The sequence below is a fragment of the Paenibacillus turicensis genome, from assembly GCF_017873435.1.
In the GTDB taxonomy this organism is placed as follows: Bacteria; Bacillota; Bacilli; order Paenibacillales; family Paenibacillaceae; genus Fontibacillus; species Fontibacillus turicensis.
The window spans coordinates 196,804-215,271 of record NZ_JAGGKG010000007.1; the positions used below are offsets into that span (position 1 = coordinate 196,804).

Annotated in this window: 25 protein-coding genes; 18 read left to right on the forward strand and 7 right to left on the reverse strand. The window is 37.7% G+C overall.

Annotation, left to right across the window (positions count from 1 at the left end):
• Positions 1-313: 313 nt before the first annotated feature.
• The 3 genes from J2Z32_RS09465 to J2Z32_RS09475 all read right to left on the reverse strand — a co-directional run bounded on the left by J2Z32_RS09465 (position 314) and on the right by J2Z32_RS09475 (position 3,794).
• Positions 314-1,681 carry a SpoVR family protein gene (locus J2Z32_RS09465; RefSeq protein ID WP_210088913.1) on the reverse strand — a complete coding sequence of 456 codons (1,368 nt, stop codon included), beginning with the start codon at positions 1,679-1,681 and terminating at the stop codon, positions 314-316.
• Entirely contained in the window at positions 1,678-2,847 is a 1,170-nt protein-coding gene (gene yhbH / locus J2Z32_RS09470; protein WP_210088914.1) for a sporulation protein YhbH, read from the reverse strand. Before yhbH ends, J2Z32_RS09465 begins: the two co-directional genes overlap by 4 nt.
• Positions 2,848-2,942: 95 nt before the next feature.
• Positions 2,943-3,794 (reverse strand): DegV family protein, encoded by an 852-nt coding sequence (locus J2Z32_RS09475; RefSeq protein ID WP_210088949.1) that lies wholly within the window; start codon positions 3,792-3,794, stop codon positions 2,943-2,945.
• Between the two features lie 402 nt (positions 3,795-4,196).
• Here J2Z32_RS09475 and J2Z32_RS09480 point away from each other — a divergent pair, with 402 nt between their 5' ends.
• Positions 4,197-4,574, forward strand: coding sequence for a DUF423 domain-containing protein (locus J2Z32_RS09480; protein WP_210088915.1), 378 nt, complete (start codon positions 4,197-4,199; stop codon positions 4,572-4,574).
• Between the two features lie 108 nt (positions 4,575-4,682).
• Here J2Z32_RS09480 and J2Z32_RS09485 read toward each other — a convergent pair whose 3' ends face one another.
• Positions 4,683-5,225, reverse strand: a complete 543-nt coding sequence (locus J2Z32_RS09485) for a hypothetical protein (protein ID WP_210088916.1) — start codon at positions 5,223-5,225, stop codon at positions 4,683-4,685.
• 483 nt (positions 5,226-5,708) lie between these two features.
• On the opposite strand from J2Z32_RS09485, the gene sufC reads away from it, so the two are divergent.
• The 5 genes from sufC to sufB are packed head-to-tail and all read left to right on the forward strand — an operon-like array spanning position 5,709 to position 10,862.
• Positions 5,709-6,491 carry a Fe-S cluster assembly ATPase SufC gene (gene sufC / locus J2Z32_RS09490; protein WP_210088917.1) on the forward strand — a complete coding sequence of 261 codons (783 nt, stop codon included), beginning with the start codon at positions 5,709-5,711 and terminating at the stop codon, positions 6,489-6,491.
• An 18-nt stretch (positions 6,492-6,509) separates the two neighbouring features.
• Positions 6,510-7,808, forward strand: coding sequence for a Fe-S cluster assembly protein SufD (gene sufD, locus J2Z32_RS09495; protein ID WP_210088918.1), 1,299 nt, complete (start codon positions 6,510-6,512; stop codon positions 7,806-7,808).
• Entirely contained in the window at positions 7,808-9,022 is a 1,215-nt protein-coding gene (locus J2Z32_RS09500) for a cysteine desulfurase (RefSeq protein ID WP_210088919.1), read from the forward strand. The genes sufD and J2Z32_RS09500 overlap by 1 nt, the downstream gene beginning before the upstream one ends.
• A complete protein-coding gene (sufU, locus tag J2Z32_RS09505; protein WP_210088920.1) occupies positions 9,022-9,444 on the forward strand; it encodes a Fe-S cluster assembly sulfur transfer protein SufU in 423 nt (140 codons plus the stop codon). The genes J2Z32_RS09500 and sufU overlap by 1 nt, the downstream gene beginning before the upstream one ends.
• Before the next feature lie 20 nt (positions 9,445-9,464).
• The gene (gene sufB / locus J2Z32_RS09510) at positions 9,465-10,862 is read left to right on the forward strand and encodes a Fe-S cluster assembly protein SufB (protein ID WP_210088921.1); all 1,398 of its coding nucleotides are present in this window, start codon (positions 9,465-9,467) and stop codon (positions 10,860-10,862) included.
• A gap of 60 nt (positions 10,863-10,922) precedes the next feature.
• Here the strand turns inward: sufB and J2Z32_RS09515 are convergent, their stop codons facing one another.
• Positions 10,923-12,068 carry a site-specific integrase gene (locus J2Z32_RS09515; protein ID WP_210088922.1) on the reverse strand — a complete coding sequence of 382 codons (1,146 nt, stop codon included), beginning with the start codon at positions 12,066-12,068 and terminating at the stop codon, positions 10,923-10,925.
• A 16-nt stretch (positions 12,069-12,084) separates the two neighbouring features.
• Positions 12,085-12,483, reverse strand: coding sequence for a helix-turn-helix domain-containing protein (locus J2Z32_RS09520; RefSeq protein WP_210088923.1), 399 nt, complete (start codon positions 12,481-12,483; stop codon positions 12,085-12,087).
• A 112-nt stretch (positions 12,484-12,595) separates the two neighbouring features.
• On the opposite strand from J2Z32_RS09520, the gene J2Z32_RS09525 reads away from it, so the two are divergent.
• The 5 genes from J2Z32_RS09525 to J2Z32_RS09545 all read left to right on the forward strand — a co-directional run bounded on the left by J2Z32_RS09525 (position 12,596) and on the right by J2Z32_RS09545 (position 14,387).
• Positions 12,596-12,820, forward strand: a complete 225-nt coding sequence (locus J2Z32_RS09525; RefSeq protein WP_210088924.1) for a helix-turn-helix transcriptional regulator — start codon at positions 12,596-12,598, stop codon at positions 12,818-12,820.
• 126 nt (positions 12,821-12,946) lie between these two features.
• Positions 12,947-13,222, forward strand: a complete 276-nt coding sequence (locus J2Z32_RS09530) for a DUF771 domain-containing protein (protein ID WP_245251342.1) — start codon at positions 12,947-12,949, stop codon at positions 13,220-13,222.
• A gap of 13 nt (positions 13,223-13,235) precedes the next feature.
• Positions 13,236-13,973, forward strand: coding sequence for a phage antirepressor KilAC domain-containing protein (locus J2Z32_RS09535; protein WP_210088925.1), 738 nt, complete (start codon positions 13,236-13,238; stop codon positions 13,971-13,973).
• Between the two features lie 24 nt (positions 13,974-13,997).
• Positions 13,998-14,180, forward strand: a complete 183-nt coding sequence (locus J2Z32_RS09540; protein WP_210088926.1) for a hypothetical protein — start codon at positions 13,998-14,000, stop codon at positions 14,178-14,180.
• 24 nt (positions 14,181-14,204) lie between these two features.
• Positions 14,205-14,387 carry a hypothetical protein gene (locus J2Z32_RS09545; RefSeq protein WP_210088927.1) on the forward strand — a complete coding sequence of 61 codons (183 nt, stop codon included), beginning with the start codon at positions 14,205-14,207 and terminating at the stop codon, positions 14,385-14,387.
• Here the strand turns inward: J2Z32_RS09545 and J2Z32_RS09550 are convergent.
• Positions 14,377-14,616 carry a hypothetical protein gene (locus J2Z32_RS09550; RefSeq protein ID WP_210088928.1) on the reverse strand — a complete coding sequence of 80 codons (240 nt, stop codon included), beginning with the start codon at positions 14,614-14,616 and terminating at the stop codon, positions 14,377-14,379. The two genes, J2Z32_RS09545 and J2Z32_RS09550, sit on opposite strands and share 11 nt — an antisense overlap.
• 66 nt (positions 14,617-14,682) lie before the next feature.
• Here J2Z32_RS09550 and J2Z32_RS09555 point away from each other — a divergent pair, with 66 nt between their 5' ends.
• The 7 genes from J2Z32_RS09555 to J2Z32_RS09585 all read left to right on the forward strand — a co-directional run bounded on the left by J2Z32_RS09555 (position 14,683) and on the right by J2Z32_RS09585 (position 18,401).
• A complete protein-coding gene (locus J2Z32_RS09555) occupies positions 14,683-15,471 on the forward strand; it encodes a phage antirepressor KilAC domain-containing protein (protein ID WP_210088929.1) in 789 nt (262 codons plus the stop codon).
• Complete coding sequence (locus J2Z32_RS09560) at positions 15,468-15,710, forward strand: hypothetical protein (protein ID WP_210088930.1); 243 nt, start codon at positions 15,468-15,470, stop codon at positions 15,708-15,710. The genes J2Z32_RS09555 and J2Z32_RS09560 overlap by 4 nt, the downstream gene beginning before the upstream one ends.
• 14 nt (positions 15,711-15,724) lie before the next feature.
• A complete protein-coding gene (locus J2Z32_RS09565) occupies positions 15,725-15,994 on the forward strand; it encodes a hypothetical protein (RefSeq protein WP_210088931.1) in 270 nt (89 codons plus the stop codon).
• A gap of 16 nt (positions 15,995-16,010) precedes the next feature.
• A complete protein-coding gene (locus J2Z32_RS09570) occupies positions 16,011-16,268 on the forward strand; it encodes a DUF7667 family protein (protein WP_210088932.1) in 258 nt (85 codons plus the stop codon).
• Positions 16,269-16,302: 34 nt separating this feature from the next.
• Positions 16,303-17,421 (forward strand): DNA (cytosine-5-)-methyltransferase, encoded by a 1,119-nt coding sequence (dcm, locus tag J2Z32_RS09575; protein WP_210088933.1) that lies wholly within the window; start codon positions 16,303-16,305, stop codon positions 17,419-17,421.
• A gap of 210 nt (positions 17,422-17,631) precedes the next feature.
• Positions 17,632-18,024 (forward strand): YopX family protein, encoded by a 393-nt coding sequence (locus tag J2Z32_RS09580; protein WP_210088934.1) that lies wholly within the window; start codon positions 17,632-17,634, stop codon positions 18,022-18,024.
• A 125-nt stretch (positions 18,025-18,149) separates the two neighbouring features.
• Positions 18,150-18,401 carry a hypothetical protein gene (locus J2Z32_RS09585; RefSeq protein WP_210088935.1) on the forward strand — a complete coding sequence of 84 codons (252 nt, stop codon included), beginning with the start codon at positions 18,150-18,152 and terminating at the stop codon, positions 18,399-18,401.
• Positions 18,402-18,468: the final 67 nt, after the last annotated feature.

An 18,468-nucleotide genomic window follows, 5' to 3' on the forward strand; every position in this document is an offset into this window, starting at 1 on the left:
AAATCTGGATTCCTACTAATATAGTACAATGAAAGGAATCCAGATTTAAGAGCGCTGGCAGCATCCATGAAACGAAACAACCGATATTAATAAAAGCTCAAGTTTGAAGGCTTTTATTAACCTAATACTGCAATTCCGAAGGTGAGGAAGGAATTGCTCTATGATGTTCAAACTACAGTGGCGTTTTGGAGGATTGTGGAGAAGCGGAGCGGCGCATTTAAAATCTGGATTCCTTCCCTAACCCCTTCAAATAGAGGAATCCAGATTTAAAAGCGCTCGAAACAACCTTCAAAACGCCACGCTGCCCAAAACATCATAGAAATTTCTTACTCACCTTCACCCCATCATATGAATACAACAGCCCCTTATCCTCCACCATCGTTTCAAGGTGAACTGTTTTTCCCCACAACACATGCACATACGGTAGTGTTCTCTCTAGATACTTGAGGTCAAGCTCTGTCCCTTGGTATTGATGACGCAATAATAACTCGCCATTTCGCATATAATTCCCATCACTTACGACAATATAAGGAAAGCCACCATTAATTCGGCTATTTACTAATTCATCACGCACATGCTCCCAAGCTTTGTCTGTAATTTTCCACTCTGTGCCTTGCTTTTCAAATACATATAAATCTAAGTCCTCGACTAATTTTTTCGTCATATGATTACGTAAAAAGGAAGTGTCACTATCAAGCTCACGGACTTCAAATATTTTGTCTCTGCCGCGGTTTGGTTTTCGTCCCAGTCGCTCTTTTTCCTCTTGCGTTGGGTTGTTATAACGTTGTTCAATATCCTCAAAAATTTTCAGCCCCAAATAATAAGGATTTAACGTATGAGTAGAAGGCTGTACGACAGAGGAGTTAAGCTTAGCATATTCAATCGTTTCCTCGCTGGACAAAGGAAGCTCCCGTATAATGCGTTGATGCCAATAGGAAGCCCAACCCTCGTTCATAATTTTAGTTTCCATTTGCGGCCAAAAGTATAACATTTCATTGCGCAGCATACTCATTATATCTCTTTGCCATTCCTCTAGCGTTGAGGAATATTCTTGAATAAACCAAACGACATCCTTTTCAGGCTTAGGTGGAAATAGGGGGATTTCTCCTTGCTCTTGAGTATCTTTTTTTGCTAATTCAATTAATTTCTCCATTTGGCGGCGTTTGTTCATATGGTGTGGTTGGATAAGCTGCGGATCAATATGCTCCTGAATGGCGATTACGGCATCAATGAACTGTTCTACTTGGTTTCGACCATATCTTAATTCATAGTGTTTTATCCGTTCAGCGGTGGCTGACATCGTTTCAATCATGTCCCGATTCGTTGCGGCAAAGCGGCAGTTATTTTTGAAGAAGTCACAATGGGCAAGCACATGCGCCACAATCATTTTATTTTGAATTAACGAATTTCCCTCTAATAAGAAGGCATAACAAGGATTAGAGTTAATGACTAGCTCATAAATTTTACCTAAGCCTAAATCATATTGTAGCTTCATTTTATGAAACGCTTTGCCAAAGCTCCAATGTCCAAAACGGGTGGGCATACCATAAGCACCAAACGTATAAATCATATCAGAAGGGCAAATCTCATAACGCATCGGAAAATAGTCAAGACCAAAGCTGTCAGCAATTTCCATAATTTCCGCAATGGCATATTCTAGCTCAGCAAGCTCTGTTCTCACGTTCCAACCTCCTCATCCTGCTTCCCAAAAAAGTGGTTCAAGGCACGATAAACATCACTTTTTTCCTTAATAATATAGTGCATAAAGTGATCATGCTTAAGGTGTCGATAAGCGCTCATTAAGGTGCTTCCCCGATTGTATTGATTTACTTCACCATAACCAAACATATTACAACGCTTTAATAGCTCGTGAATCAGCTTGACGCAACGTTCATTATCTGAGGTTAAATTGTCTCCGTCGGAAAAATGAAAAGGATATATATTGTAGGAGGAAGGGGGGAAGCGCTCATCAATAATCTCCAGCGCCTTTTTATACACGGAGGAGCATATCGTTCCGCCACTTTCACCCCGATTAAAAAAGTCATCTTCATTAACTTCCTTCGCTTCGGTATGGTGGGCAAGGAAAACTATTTCAACATGCTGGTATTGCCGCCGTAAAAACCGAACCATCCAAAAAAAGAAGCTACGCGCACAATATTTTTCGTAATTACCCATCGAGCCAGAGGTATCCATCATTGCAATAATGACCGCATTGGATCTAGGCTCCACAACATCCTCCCACGTTTTAAAACGTAAATCCTCTGGGGAAATCCCATGTATGCCTGGTTTACCTTGACGTGCATTGCGGCGTAAATTGTGGAGGATCGTTCGTTTCTTATCGATGTTTGAAAAAATACCTGTTTTGCGTATATCATTAAACTGATAGGAGATCGTTTCAATTTCATCCTTTTGTTTTTCTTCAATAAAAGGTAACTGAAATTGATCAAAAATCATGTCTTCAATTTCTTCAACTTCGATTTCAGCTTCAACGACGTCATAGCCAGGTTGATTTCCAGCTTCCCCACCTTGGGTTTTATCAGGGCTAGGGGTATCCTTGCCTAAAATATCACCAACTTCACTCTGACCATCTCCCTGACCGACATGCTTATGCTTTTGGTAATTATGAATAAACCGATATTCCTCCAAATTTCGTAATGGAATTTTAATGACTTGCTTGCCATTTGACATAATAATATTTTCTTCAGTAACTAAGTCAGGTAAATTGTTTTTAATGACCTCTCTTACTTTTTCTTGATGCCTTTGTTGATCCTGATAACCTTTGCGATGCAAGGACCAGTCCTCTCTTGAGACGATAAAATTATAGGGGTTTCGAGAAGATGATGACATAACAAAAACACCTCCCTAGGTGACTACCGATGTACAATCACTGTACATCAGTATATTCGTCCCTGTGGGAGGATATGTAACAAAAGTGGATGATATTAATCCTTTTTAATATACATAAGTCCAAGTGTATGAGGTCCACAATGGCTAGAAATGACACAACCAGCTTCTGCAATTGCAATCTCCTTGACGTTGGTTTGTTCCTTTAAAATGGCTGCAACCTTTATTGCCTCTTCTTCTGCTAACGTATGAACGACAAAAATAAGATCACTGTCCATCAGATGACGATTTTCTAAGGCATTATTGAGCATTTGCTGTACTGCCTTTTCTTTTTTTCCTCTAACCTTATGGGCAGGAATAATATTTCCTTCAACAAGTCTTAATACAGGTCGAATCTGCAAAAGACTACCTATAAAGTGCTGCATCCCTGAGCAACGACCACCCTTGTATAAATACTCCAATGTGTCGATGACAAACTCTGTTTCTACTTGGTGGCGAAGCGACTCTAGCATTGTCACGATTTGGTTAGCACTTTTTCCTTCCTCTGCCGCCTTCACTGCCTTCATAACTAGCAGGGAGATTCCTGTACATAACGTTAGCGAATCTACAATCTGCACTTTGCCCTCTGGAAATTCACTTGCCGCAATTAACGCATTTTGATACGTGGATGAGATTTGTGAGGATAAGCTGATATACACGATATCATGGCCTTGCTCAATGACTGGTGCAAATGCATCCATAAAATCTTTAGGTGTTGGTGCAGATGTTTTTGGCAATTGATTAGTTTCGGCTACTCTTTTATAAATATCATTAGGTGAAATTTCGATTCCATCTTTATAGCTTTCTTGATTAAAAACAACGTAAAGCGGAACAATACCAATATCATATTGAGATGCCCAAGATGAAGGTAAATCTGAGGTGCTGTCTGTAAATATTTTAGTTTTAGACATAAGTATCTCCTTAGTAATTAGATGATTCATTTTTAGCTTAGCAAAAGCATATTTAAAACGGCTCAATCTTGAAATAAGTGCTTGACTGCTACCCCAAACTAGCGAAGAGACAAAGCGATTCTGAAGATTGTCTCTTAAAATCAAATTCCATCCATAAATATACTTCAATAATAGGAATATGATTTTAACAACAATCGCAAGAACACTCTGGATCGTAGCTAACAAGCTCCAGTTGATGTCAAGTACTAATTTCTGAATAGCGCCTTTAAAATATATCAAATTTTATTTTACCAAAAAAAGCGATTTGTAGCTATTTTCTATTATTATACTATTTTAATCCCCACTCCGTTGCATTTTTATGAAGGTTCTGGCAAAGTAATTCACTAGGGAGGCGATAAAAGCATGCAAAAGAAATATTTTGTCATGGGTGCTATTCTAATGGCACTTGCAGTTGGATTAGGTGCTTTTGGGGCTCATATACTTAGTTCCTTGCTGAGTGCAAAAGCGTTAGAAACTTTTAAAACAGGGGTTCACTATCATATGATACATGCCATTGGAATACTGGTGACTACTCTAGTTGCAGCACAGTGGGGGACAGATAACAAAAAATTGTTATGGGCAAACCGCTTATTTTTAAGTGGTATAATTTTATTTTCTGGTAGTCTGTATGGCTTGTCATTAACTGGTGCTAGATGGTTTGGACCCATTACACCATTAGGTGGAGTTAGTTTTATTACTGGATGGCTTATGTTTGCCTTTGCAATAATTCAGAATAAATAATAACGTAACTAAATTTTATAAAAAGAGCTATCATCCAGCACAAGGGACTAACCCTGTCTCACTCACAGGGGCTAGCCCTATAAGTGAAGGAATGATAGCTTTTTTGAGTTATTTTTCAATAAAATCAATAATTTGATTTAGATTAAACGTATAGACTTGTTTTTCATCCACATGATATACATTAATGGCATAGCTTTCAGGTAAAAAGTTAAGGATACGACAAGGAATACTTACTCTTTTTCCACCTTTATCATAAACAATTCGAATAAGTTTATTTTCCGAAATGATTTTTTTAAGCCACTCATTAAATTCATTACTCATTGTAAAATCGCCAATAGATTCTTTTTTTACTTCTTCTTTTTTAGGTTTAGATGTAGAAGAAGAATTGTTTTTTTGTTTTACCTCATTGCTACTTGCAGATTGTTTTTGATCATTGTTTAATTTAACTTGCTTTTGTTCAGCTAATAAGCCTTCAATAATTTTCCCTAACTCCATTCCAGAATTGATACGATAATCGATAATTTTGTCGGCTTGATTTAATACGTTTAGTAGTTCCTGCAAGGCTTTGGCATTAGAGGAATCCTTTACTAAAATCTCAACATTAAATAGATAGCCTAATCCGTCTTGTGCGTTGTCGCTGTTATTCTCCATAGTTCCCCCAAAAAAACATTTTCAATAATTACTTCATGATGCAAAAAAAGGCAAAAAATTGATTTAGATCAAAACCCTTTAATAAAAAAACATATATAAATAATAATATCACCAGTACGAGTAGGCGCATAGTCCTAAAGCATTTATTTTTATATAAAATAATGTAAAAAAATGTACAATATCATTTCATATTTAGGTTCTAATTAATTACTGGTTGGTTGGAATGTTCTAAAGGAATGAGCTAAAATAAAATTACGGTAAAAATCGACGAATTATGCAAAATTCCAAGTGATATTCCGCACAAAAAGTTGATAATATAACCGAAAAGAGTTAATATGATGTGAGAATCAATGATAATCAACTAGAATTATTATAATTTAATAATTATTATGATAATATAGGTGATAGCTTAAAGCAATATAAGTAATCAATATAGGAAACTATATTATTTATCATACTCATAAAAATGGAGGGGCTTAACTTATGTCTACACATTTTCAGGTAGAGGGCTTAAAGGCAGTAATTGAAGGTAAGGAAATCCTTAAAGGAATTAATCTTGAAATTAAGGGTGGAGAAATCCACGCGATTATGGGTCCTAACGGAACAGGTAAAAGTACACTTGCTTCTGCATTGATGGGACATCCTAAATATGAAGTAACTGAAGGAACAGCAACGCTAGATGGTGAAGATCTACTTGAGATGGAAGTTGATGAGCGCGCGCGTGCAGGACTATTTCTTGCTATGCAATACCCAAGTGAAATTGCGGGTGTAACGAACTCAGACTTTTTGCGTAGTGCAATTAATGCACGTCGTGAAGAAGGCAGCGAAATTTCTTTAATTAAATTTATCCGCCAAATGGAAGGCAAAATGAAGGAATTAGAAATGAATCCTGAATTTGCACACCGTTATTTAAACGAAGGTTTCTCTGGTGGTGAAAAGAAACGTAACGAAATTTTGCAAATGATGTTGCTTGACCCTAAAATTGTTGTGCTTGATGAAATTGACTCTGGTCTAGATATTGATGCTCTTCGTATTGTTGCTAACGGTGTAAATGCAATGCGTAGTGAAGAACGTGGATTTTTAATCATCACTCACTATCAACGTTTATTGAACTATGTAAAACCTGATTTTGTTCACGTTATGATGCAAGGACGTATCGTTAAATCTGGAGGTCCAGAGCTTGCTGAACGCCTTGAACAAGACGGTTATGATTGGATTAAAGAAGAATTAGGTATTGTTGATGAAACTGTAGGACAAGAAAACTAAGCGGGGGGGAGAATCGATATGACAACATCAATACTTCTGCCAACCACTTTAGAGGAAATTAAACAAGCCTCTGCTAATCGAGGCGAGCCAGCTTGGTTGACAGAATCAAGAGTTAAAGGCATCACCTTGGCAGGTGAGCTTCAATTACCTAAACTTGAAAAAACAAAATTGGAGCGTTGGAACCTGCAAAACTACGGGAGTCTTCACCAGACAGCCCTGTCCCAGTTAACAGAAATTCCAGCTGAAGCAAGCTCATTGATAGATGAAGAACAGCACACAAACTTAGTTGTTTTCCGTAACTCTGGTTCAGTATACACAGCATTGTCTAATGAATTAGCAGAGAAGGGTGTTATATTTACAGATTTGCAAAGTGCTGTAGCTAACCACCCTGAGCTTGTTCAGAAATATTTGCATACTGCAGTGAAGGCGGACGAAAATGCAGTTAGTGCATTACATTCAGCACTTTGGCATGGTGGTGTGTTCTTATACGTACCTAAAAATGTCGAGATTTCAGTTCCACTTCAAAGTATTTTTGTGTTAGATGATAGCAATAAAGGTTTTGCACCTCATGTTATCGTTGTTGCAGAAGCAAACAGTCAAATTACTTATGTGGATAATTATATTTCTGCAGGTAATGTGGAGCAGGTTGTCCATCATGGTGTTGCAGAGGTTTTTGTTGGTGCGGGTGCAAAGGTAAGATTTGCTTCTGTGCACCAGTTTGAGCTTGCTGTCACTGACCTAACGTATCGTCGCGCGATCGTTGATAACGATGGTAGCATCGAGTGGATTGTTGGTGAAATGAACAACGGTGATGCAATGAGTGAAACGTTATCCATACTAAATGGAAATGGTTCTACTTCTGATGCAAAAATTATCGCTGTTGGTTCTGGTTCACAACGTTTGAATTATACAACAAAAGCGATTCATTTCGGTAAAAGCTCTGATAGTCAAATGATTACTCGCGCAGTAATGAGAGAAGAAGCGACTGCAATTATTAATGGAATCACGAAGATTGAAAAGGGTGCGACAAAAGCAAATGGGGAGCAAACTGAAAAAGTGCTTATGTTAAGTCCTAAAGCACGTGGGGATGCCAACCCAATTTTGCTTATTGACGAAGATGATGTTACTGCAGGTCACGCCGCTTCGGTGGGTAAAGTAAACGCAGAGCAGATTTATTATTTAATGTCTCGTGGTGTTTCACGTGCAGATGCAGAACGTCTAATTATTTATGGATTCCTAGCACCTGTCGTTTCAGATATCCCATTAGAGCAACTTCAAAAGCAATTACAAGGGTTAATTGAAGGGAAGTTAGCGTAATGAATGCTGAACTAATTAGGGAGCAATTTCCGATATTGCATCAACAGGTCAACGGACACCCGCTTGTATATTTGGATAGTGCGGCAAGTTCTCAGAAGCCTAAGGCTGTAATTGATGCGCTCATGCACTATTATGAGTGGGATAATGCGAATGTGCATCGTGGTGTGCATACTCTAGGAAGCAGAGCTACAGAAGGCTATGAAAATGCTCGGATAAAGGTAGCAAAGTTTATTGGCGCAAAGCATGCTGAAGAAATTATCTTTACAAGAGGAACCACAACAGCCATTAATTTAGTTGCTTCTTCCTATGGTGAAGCTAATGTTGAAGAGGGTGATGAGATTGTGATCACTCAAATGGAGCATCATAGTAATCTAATCCCTTGGCAGCAACTAGCCCTAAGAAAGAAAGCGACACTTAAATATATACCGATGCAACCCGACGGCCACATCGAGCTTGAGGATGTTGAAAAAACAATTACGGATAAAACAAAAATTGTTGCCATTGCTTATGTATCTAATGTATTAGGCGTAGTTAATCCCGTAAAATCTATTGCAGAAATTGCACATCGTTATGGTGCTGTGATTGTGGTAGATGGGGCACAAAGTACACCACATATGAAAATAGATGTACAGGCGTTAGATTGCGACTTTTATACGTTGTCTGGCCATAAAATGTGTGCACCTACTGGCATCGGTGTTTTATATGGCAAAAAGCATTTGCTTGAAGCGATGGAGCCGATTGAATTTGGTGGGGAAATGATTAACGATGTAGGTTTGTATGAATCTACATGGAAGGAGCTTCCTGGTAAGTTTGAGGGAGGGACACCAATCATTGCAGGTGCGATTGGACTTAGTGCTGCCATTGACTTCCTAGAAAGCATTGGTATGGACGCTATTCAAGCGCATGAAAAAGAGCTAGCTAATTATGCCATGTCACGTCTATCTGAAATTGAGGGAGTTACTTTATATGGACCTCGTCACCGCGAAGTAGGAGTTATTACCTTTAACCTTCTTGATGTTCATCCACATGATGTAGCTACCGTTTTAGATACTAAAGGCGTAGCGATCCGTGCAGGACATCATTGCTGTCAGCCGCTAATGCGTTGGTTAGAGGCTAATTCTACCGCTAGAGCAAGCTTTTATCTATACAATACGAAACAGGATATTGACTCCTTAGTAGAGGCTTTAATCCAGACGAAGGAGTATTTTGCCTAATGGAACTGGATGATTTATACCGCCGCGTCATTATGGATCATTATAAAAAACCTCGTAATCGGGGGAAATTGGACGAAAACTCAGTTACGATTGAATTAAACAATCCCACCTGTGGGGATCGTATTTCCTTACAGCTTATCGTTGAGGATAATATCGTAAAGGATGCACGTCATACAGGAGAAGGGTGCTCTATTAGCATCTCTTCGGCTTCCATGATGACAGAAGCAATAAAAGGAAAAACAGTTGAGCAGGCGTTGGATTACGCAGATCGCTTTTCGCATTTGATGCAGGGTGAAGAGGTTACCTTTGACGATTATGAGGATTTAGAAGCATTATCTGGTGTTAATAAATTTCCTGCTCGAATTAAGTGTGCAACGTTGGCATGGAACGCCTTGAAAAAAGGGATCAATGAAAATAACTAATTATAAGGAGGGTGTTCACTATGGCTAAGAAAGCGCCGGAAATGGAAGAGTACAAATATGGCTTTCGTGATGAGCATAAGTCTGTGTTCCAATCAGGAAAGGGTTTAACGCGTGAGATTGTAACTGAAATTTCACGTATGAAGGATGAACCACAATGGATGCTTGATTTCCGTCTGAAATCATTAGAGCAATTCGAGAAAATGCCGAACCCAGAATGGGGCGGAGATTTAAGCGAGTTGGATTTTAACGATATTCAATACTATGTGAAGCCTTCTGAAAGACAAGGAAAAACATGGGAAGAGGTTCCGTCTGAAATCAAAGAAACGTTTGATAAGCTAGGGATTCCAGAAGCAGAGCAAAAGTTTTTGGCTGGGGTATCTGCGCAATATGAATCAGAGGTTGTATACCACAGCATGCAAAAGGAGCTTGAGGATCAAGGCGTTATCTTCATGGATACCGATACAGCACTTAAAGAGCATCCTGAGATATTGAAGGAATACTTCGGTACGATTATTCCTCCAGCAGATAATAAATTTGCTGCACTTAACAGTGCGGTATGGTCTGGTGGTAGCTTCATCTACGTACCTAAGGGCGTAAAATGTGAAGTGCCACTCCAAGCCTATTTCCGTATTAACTCGGAAAATATGGGACAATTTGAGCGTACCTTGATTATCGCGGATGAGGACAGCTTTGTGCATTATGTAGAAGGCTGTACAGCACCTGTTTATAGCACTAACTCCTTACACAGTGCGGTTGTAGAAATTTTGGTTAAGAAAAATGCCCGTGTTCGTTATACAACGATCCAAAACTGGGCGCCAAACATTTATAACTTGGTTACAAAACGTGCAGTTGCTGAGGAAAATGCGAACATGGAATGGGTGGATGGCAACATCGGCTCCAAGCTTACCATGAAATACCCTGCCGTAATCTTAAAAGGTCGTGGGGCAAAAGGTAGCGTATTGTCAATTGCTGTTGCAGGTAAAGGACAATTACAGGATGCAGGGGCAAAAATGATTCACTTAGCTCCAGATACTACTTCCACCATCGTTTCTAAGTCCATCAGTAAGCATGGCGGTAAAGTAACATATCGTGGTTTAGCTTCCTTTGGACGTAAAGCAGAAGGTGCTAAATCCAACATTAAATGTGATACCTTGATTTTAGATAATCAATCTACTTCTGATACAATTCCATACAATGAAATCATGAATGATAACATCGTTTTGGAGCACGAAGCGACTGTATCTAAAGTATCCGAAGATCAACTGTTCTACTTGATGAGCCGTGGTTTAAGTGAAGCCGAAGCGACTCAGATGATCGTCATGGGCTTTATTGAGCCATTTACGAAGGAGCTACCGATGGAATATGCGGTGGAGATGAACAGATTGATTAAGTTCGAAATGGAAGGTAGCATAGGATAACCCTAGCTAATTCAATACTTTAAGTATATATTTGATGCTCTTGCCCATGTTTTGCCCATGTTATTTTAGATAACTGGCATACAAATCAAGAGCATCTTTTTCTATTTTCGAGGTTATATGCAGGTATCTTTCGGTGGTTTTGATCGTTGAGTGCCCCAACCTGTCCGCTACATATTTTATATTCGCTCCAGCTTCCAATAGATGGACAGCATGACTATGCCGTAATGCATGCGGTGATAATTCGGGCAAGCCAATACGGGCGCAAACCGCATTCATATACATCCTGACAACATTAGTCCTCAACCATCTACCATCCTGTTGAAAAAATACTAGGTTTAGTTGTGATTCTGTGTATTTATATAATTTAACGACTTCTTGTTGATTTGTTTTATATTCTTTCAAGTTTTCAATCATATATTTATCTAACTTTATTGTTCGTATACTCGATCTTGTTTTAGGGGTTGTTACTCTAGGGTCAGTATTCAGTGGGTAAACAAGTGTTTTATTGATTCTTAGTGTTGAGTTTTCAAAGTCAATATCATCCCAGTGCAGGGCGAGTGCTTCACCGATCCTTAAACCCGTTCTAGCCAGCAATGTAAATAAAGTTTGATACTTCATGTCATGTTCATACTTTGTATTTTTAATTGGTTTACAAGCATCTAAAAATTGATTAAGTTGATCTAAGGTAAAAAACTTGATTTTGTTAGATTCGGCACTCTCATCCTTTATTATTTTTATTTTTTTTAAGGGATTATCGACTAGTATTCCGAAGTCATATATTGCATCATTAATCGCACACGAAAAAATACTATGTATGCGTCTTGTTGTACCTTCGCTATAATGGTTCCGCAATTCGTTAATCCACTTTTGGTACTCATTTCTGTTAATTTCTTTTAGTTTATAATTACCCCATCTTGGAATGATATTTAATCTAACAATTCTCTCCTGTACAGTATAAGTATTGAATTTAACGGAAGGTCTCTTATGAGTCTCTAACCATTTCAGGATATACTCTTTAATCATTTCATTTCCGTTATTAGAGAATCCTCTTTCTTCTAGTTTCAATTCTTCTGCAGCAGCACTTAGTTGTGCTTCTTTTTTTGTTAAAAAACCAGATTTAGTCTTTTCTCTTCTTTTCCCTGACTGCTTATCCGTATATGTTATTCTATATTCCCATGTGTTAGCTCTCTTCCTGTATGAAGCCATATTTATTCACCTTCTTTTAGTTGTCATCTTTCTTTATTGACCCTTTATTTTCCCAAAACAAGCCAGTTAGTATATCCATTACTCTCTGTTTTTTATTTTCATCCAACAACACTCCATCAAATTTCACTTCGCCTTTTGATAATAATATTTCTTTTAAGTCGTTCAATTCATCAGAGGTGATATTGTATGGTTCTCTTGATTCAGAGACGATTAGATTATTTCTTCCTAATAAGTAATCTGTTGTTGTTTCTAAAATATCAGCTATTTTCTCAAGATCTTCAGCAGAAGGGGTTACTCTGTCGTTTTCAATATGACCAAAATTAGATCTACCCATGTTTAACTTACTTCCAATAAATTCTTGAGTATATTTTTTCGCCTTTCTTAATTCTTTAATTCTTTTACCTAATGTTGACATTTGTTTAATACACTTCCCATCAAAAAAAATATTTAAAAAGGGTATTTAAAATACTTGACGGTAGTTAAAATACCATTTATAATGAGAAGCACAAAGGGGGTGAAACTTTACGATGAAGGCTTCCACAGAAAAAAGGCACGAACTACAAAAGAGTCGGCAAGATATGGGATGGACTCGTACACAGTTTGCAGAAATTTTGGGGATTTCTGCTGAACACATCAAAAGTTTAGAGTATGGACGTGTTAATCCTAGTACACAATTACTTTTTAGAATCTCAGCTAAGTTGTCCAAAGAGCCTGACGAGTTATTCCCAGATATTGTTTCATCTGCTTGTTGATAAGTATTATCAATACCATAGATAATTATATTACCCTAAATAGGTATTGTCAATACCTGTATTTAATTATGCATATTTTTTTGACTCAAAAGGGTATTTTAAATACTGTTCTAGGGAGGGAGAATATTGAGTGTTGTAAGTGTGGTAGTTAATGAATCTGAGGTAGTGAAGCAGTTAAAACAAAAGCTAGCAGAGATAATTAAAGATTATGATGCTGAATTGGTATTCTGGGATTCAAAAGAATTGATGAAAAGAACTTGCATGAGTTGGAATTTTATTCAAGAGCAATTCTTTTACGATCCTAGATTTAAGAAGAAAAAAGTAAACTCTAAATGGCTTTTTCCAGCTAGAGAAACAAGAGAATTTTTAGAACTATGGTTATCAGAACAAACGAATGGATGAAAGGAGCAATCAAATGAATCAACTAATACCAACGCATTCAAATGACAACGGAAATTTATTAGTAAGTGGCAGAGAGCTTCATGAGTTTTTGGAAATAGCAACTCGATACAACGATTGGTTTTCTAGGATGCTGGAATATGGATTCACTGAAAATGTGGACTTTATAGCTATTACTCAAAAAAGAGTAACAGGTCAAGGGAACGAAACAACATATACAGACCACCACATCAAAATTGAAATGGCAAAAGAACTATGTATGATCCAACGTAATGAAAAAGGTCGGCAAGCTAGAATGTACTTCCTTGAATTAGAACAAAAGTGGAACAGTCCAGAAATGGTAATCAAAAGGGCGCATGAGTTTTTACAGAAGAAAGTGGAATCTCTAACGACTGAAAATCTGGTGTTGCTACAGCAAAACAATGAGCTACAACCTAAAGCCACTTATTACGACATGGTCCTGCAAAACAAATCCTTACTATCTGTATCAAAGATTGCAAAGGACTACGGAATGAGTGCAGTATCACTAAACCGCAAGCTAAATGAATTAGGGGTCCAATATAAACAAGGTAACATCTGGCTCTTATACGCTAAGTACCAAGACAAAGGCTATACACAAACATCTACACATGTTATTGATGCAGACAAATCAAATATCACAACGAAGTGGACCCAAAAAGGCAGGCTGTTCTTATACGATCTATTGAAGCAACAAGGAATATATCCAACTATCGAACGTGAAGATATTGCATAACAAAAAGCTGAAAGGAGTAAATAAATGAACCAACTAAAATTTAACACAATTAAAAAAGACAGATACGAAGAGTATTTAGTGGAATTGTTCAACAAAATGATAATTCGCCTTGAAGAGTGTGAGCCTGAACTAGTAGTTGAATACGTTAAAACAATCTTAGACTTGCTTGATAGACTTTACGCTTTAAATCGTAAATTAGAAATTTGATCAATCAATTTAGGAGGATATGAAATGAAAAAACTAACAGAACAAAAAATTAACGAATTTAAAAATGCTGTTAACGGTCTTAGTTTAGGACAGTGGGGAAGAGTCAAGCAACAAATTGATATGTTATATAGTTCCCAAGCCGACAAGGTGGAGCTTGACGACTTGGATTTACTAGAAAAAAATATGAAACGAGAATTTAACTGTTAACTATTTGAATGAAGATAGGGTTGATTCGATAATCAACTCCCTTGTAAGTGATGTGAACATAATCAAGTTGGTAGTAAGTATTCTCTTCTTTCTTGGATGGACTCCAAATGGTAGCATTTTCTTCCCACCATAGATAAGGACTCTTTCTGTCAGAACCAATTACACATTCAGGATCATCATTCAAGTTAACCCAGTTACCACATAAACAAGCGTGTACTTGTGTAGCCATATTTTTTCACCTCCCTATATGGTAATTCAACAGGGAGTTAATTAAATCCTATTAGGAGGTTAGCAAATGAACCAACAACTTGTAGCAAATGAACTTATACCAGTTTATCAAACAGAAACAGGCGAACATGTTGTAGATGGTCGAGAATTACACAAGTTTTTAAATGTAGGTAAAGATTTTACAACTTGGATTAAAGATCGCATTGAAAAGTACGGTTTTACAGATGGTGAAGAGTTTTCCCCAGTTTTGGTGAAAACCTCTGACAGTGGTCGTCCAAGAACAGAATACATTCTTAAACTTGATACAGCTAAGGAATTAGCAATGGTAGAAAACAATGATCAAGGGCGAAACGCAAGACGTTACTTTATCGAAGTTGAAAAGAAACTTAAATCCATAACAACACCATCTTACATGATCGATGATCCAGTACAACGTGCGGAAAAGTGGATTGAGGAAGCAAAGGAACGACAAGCATTACAAACTAAGTCGCTTATGCTAGAACAGCGTGTGGCTGAATATGAGCCTAAGATTAGCTATTTAGATCAGATACTTGAATCAAAAGGAACTGTGACGATTACTCAAATAGCGAAAGATTACGGAATGTCAGGTAATGCACTTAATAAAATTCTTCATGAAGAACGTGTCCAATACAAACAAAACAAGCAATGGCTGTTATATCGCAACTATCACGATAAAGGTTATACAAAATCTAAAACGATTGATATTACACGCAGCAACGGAGATCCAGATGTAACGATGAACACACAATGGACGCAAAAAGGAAGAATCTTTATCCATGAAATATTGAGCAAACGAGGAATCTTACCTTTGATGGATCGGAGGGAAACAGCATGAAACTAACTCAGGATGAACAGAAGTTGATTGAATACCTTCGCACAATGACCTTTGAAGAAGTAATGGAGATAACAATAGCGGTAGATGAAAAAGCAAGAAGACTGTTAACCAAAACACTTAATAATAAAATTCTTGAAGGTATAAACACAAGGTTTGCACGTTTAGATCATTTCACCACTCTGTTATGTGATGCAAATGAAGCCTACAAAAAAGAAGTCTCTATATTAGATCAAGATTGAAAGGAGATTAAAGCATGTATGTAATTGAAAGCAATGCAAGAGTGGATTTAACATACCAAGAAATGTCTGACATCGCATTTGATATAAAAAGAGCGTTAATGGTAACAGCTGAGACACATTGGGTTACACACGCAAAAGATAAAGACGCATTTGAATTCGCCGAATATGTGTTGGAGAAGGAAGCGGAACGAGTCAAAAAAATACACTTTTTCTCAAGAGTAGTAGGATTGAGAAACGATCTAAGGTCTGATCTTGTACTGATGTACAAACGCATAAAAAAATAAAAAGGAGTGATACCCCTTGATCGGCATACATCCCATACACCGCAAGATGGCGGTTATAACATGGATGTCGATGAATCAAAATGGAGAATTGAATTTAGATACAGTCGCAGTTAAGTTGTTGCAACCATTACTCAAACAAAATTTACGAATGATTCAGCGGCTAGACGAGTTAAAGTCATTATCTTATATAGCTTATGAGCTTAATGATACAGATTGGCAGCATGACATTTGTCAGAGGATTGAAGCATTAGAGCGTGATTTGTTTGAGGTGTAAACCAAGTATTCATATATTTTTAGGTGGTGATAGATTGAACGTATTAAGCCTATTTGATGGCATTAGTTGTGGTCAATTAGCCTTGCAACGTGCAGGGATCAAAGTTGATAACTACTACGCCAGTGAAATTGATAAATACGCAATACAAGTAACACAAAAAAACTTTCCTAACACTATACAGATTGGGGACGTCCAACAGGTAAAAGGTGCCGATTTGCCAAAGATAGATTTGTTAATAGGCGGTAGTCCTTGCCAGGGATTTTCAAAAGCAGGGAAGGGATTAAACTTTGACGACCCTAGAAGTAAATTATTTTTCGAGTATGTGAGGATTTTAAAAGAGGTAAACCCGACATATTTCTTGCTTGAAAATGTAAGCATGAAACAGTGGTGTCAAGACGTTATCAGTGAGTATTTAGGGGTGCAACCGATTGAAATCAATTCATCCTTGGTATCAGCGCAGAGACGAAAACGTCTTTACTGGACTAATATTCCTAACATATCTCAACCAGAAGACAAAGGAATAATGCTAAAAGACATTGTGCATGAGCATTCTGAGGTCGATAGAGAAAAAAGCTACTGCATTGATGCTAACTATCATAAAGGAGGTAACGCTAAACAATATTATGAGAAAAGCAGACGACAGTTAGTACATGTTCCGCTCAACGAATACATGGTCCCATTTGACCAGACTTTACAAATCTTAGACAAGGAAGTACAGCGTGGGAAAATGGGCTATTTTAGACAAGATAGTCAAGCGAACAGAGTCTATTACATCCATGACAAAGCAGTAACTTTATGTGGAGACGCAGGCGGTGGAGCCGCTAAGATGGGCCAATATCTATTTGGATGTATTGCATTAGACAGAGTTGATATAAAACAAAACGGCCAGAGATTTAATGACGGCAATAAGTTTTATACACTTACAACTCAAAATAATCGTGGTGTTTTAGTAGATGGGTACATCCGCAAGCTTACACCAATTGAGTGTGAGAGGTTGCAGACACTACCAGATGACTACACACAAGGTATTAGCAACGCACAGCGCTACAAATGTTTAGGCAATGGTTGGACAGTAGATGTAATAGCACACATCTTATCAAATATCAGAGGGGAGATAAAACAAAATGAAGGTAAACAAGAAATGGTTTGCTAAGCCACTGGAATTGAGAATTAAAGAACTTAAAGCCGTATCTGAAAATAACAAGAAACAAGGCTATGTATATGTTGGAAAATAAATGCTGGTGCGGACGTGAAGCGGACTACGAATTACACACAGGCAAAGAGTGGCAGCCGCATTGTAAATTTTGCATGGAAGAAGCAGTAGATTGTAGTTTAGGAGCGATTATAAGGAGGATTGGAAACTATGAGCGTACTGGATTATCGGGCGTGGCACAAGAAAAGAAAGAAAATGTATGAAGTTTTACACCTGCATATGGAAACGGAACCTTGGGTAACGGCTAAAGGTTTTGACATCATTAACCAAAAGGATATACACGTTGACATACAGCCTAATGATTGCGTGATTATGAAATGCGCAGGATTGAAGGACAGTAAAGGCAACAAGATTTATGAAGGTGACGTAATGAAATTAAATGAAAGTAGCGGCGAAGTAGTTTTTCACAAAGGGCAATACCAAGTAAACACTAAACCCAAATACGCAGGTGATCAATGGAGAACAGCGCTTTATGACGCTGTGTTAGATGGATTTGTGGTAATCGGAAACAAATACGCCACCCCTGAACTACTGGAGGTATGACATGTACCAAACCATTAGGAGAAAAATAAGTACAGAATTCGCTGACATACTCTTAGCAAAGAAATTAGGTGCGGATATATCGAAGGATGGAAAGTATTTCTTGTTCGATAGTTCGGTTACGAGTGATGAATACGATCGTCAGAGAAGGGAGCTACGAAGGGAGAATGAAAAAATATATAGCGGAATGCCTAGATATAGTAAGTCCATTGATCGGTCAAACAGGTTCGGACACACAACGCCTTACAGTTATAACAACGTTTACGGAAAAAGTAGATGTACTATATGATAACTTGCTTACTTTGCAACAAATAGAAGAAAACCGCTGCGCCAACAGCGGAGATCAAAACTCAAACAAAATTATTAACGACACTATATAACAGATATTAGGAGGTTGTCAAATATGATTAATCCTTTATACCAAAATGAGCTTGATGAAATTGAACA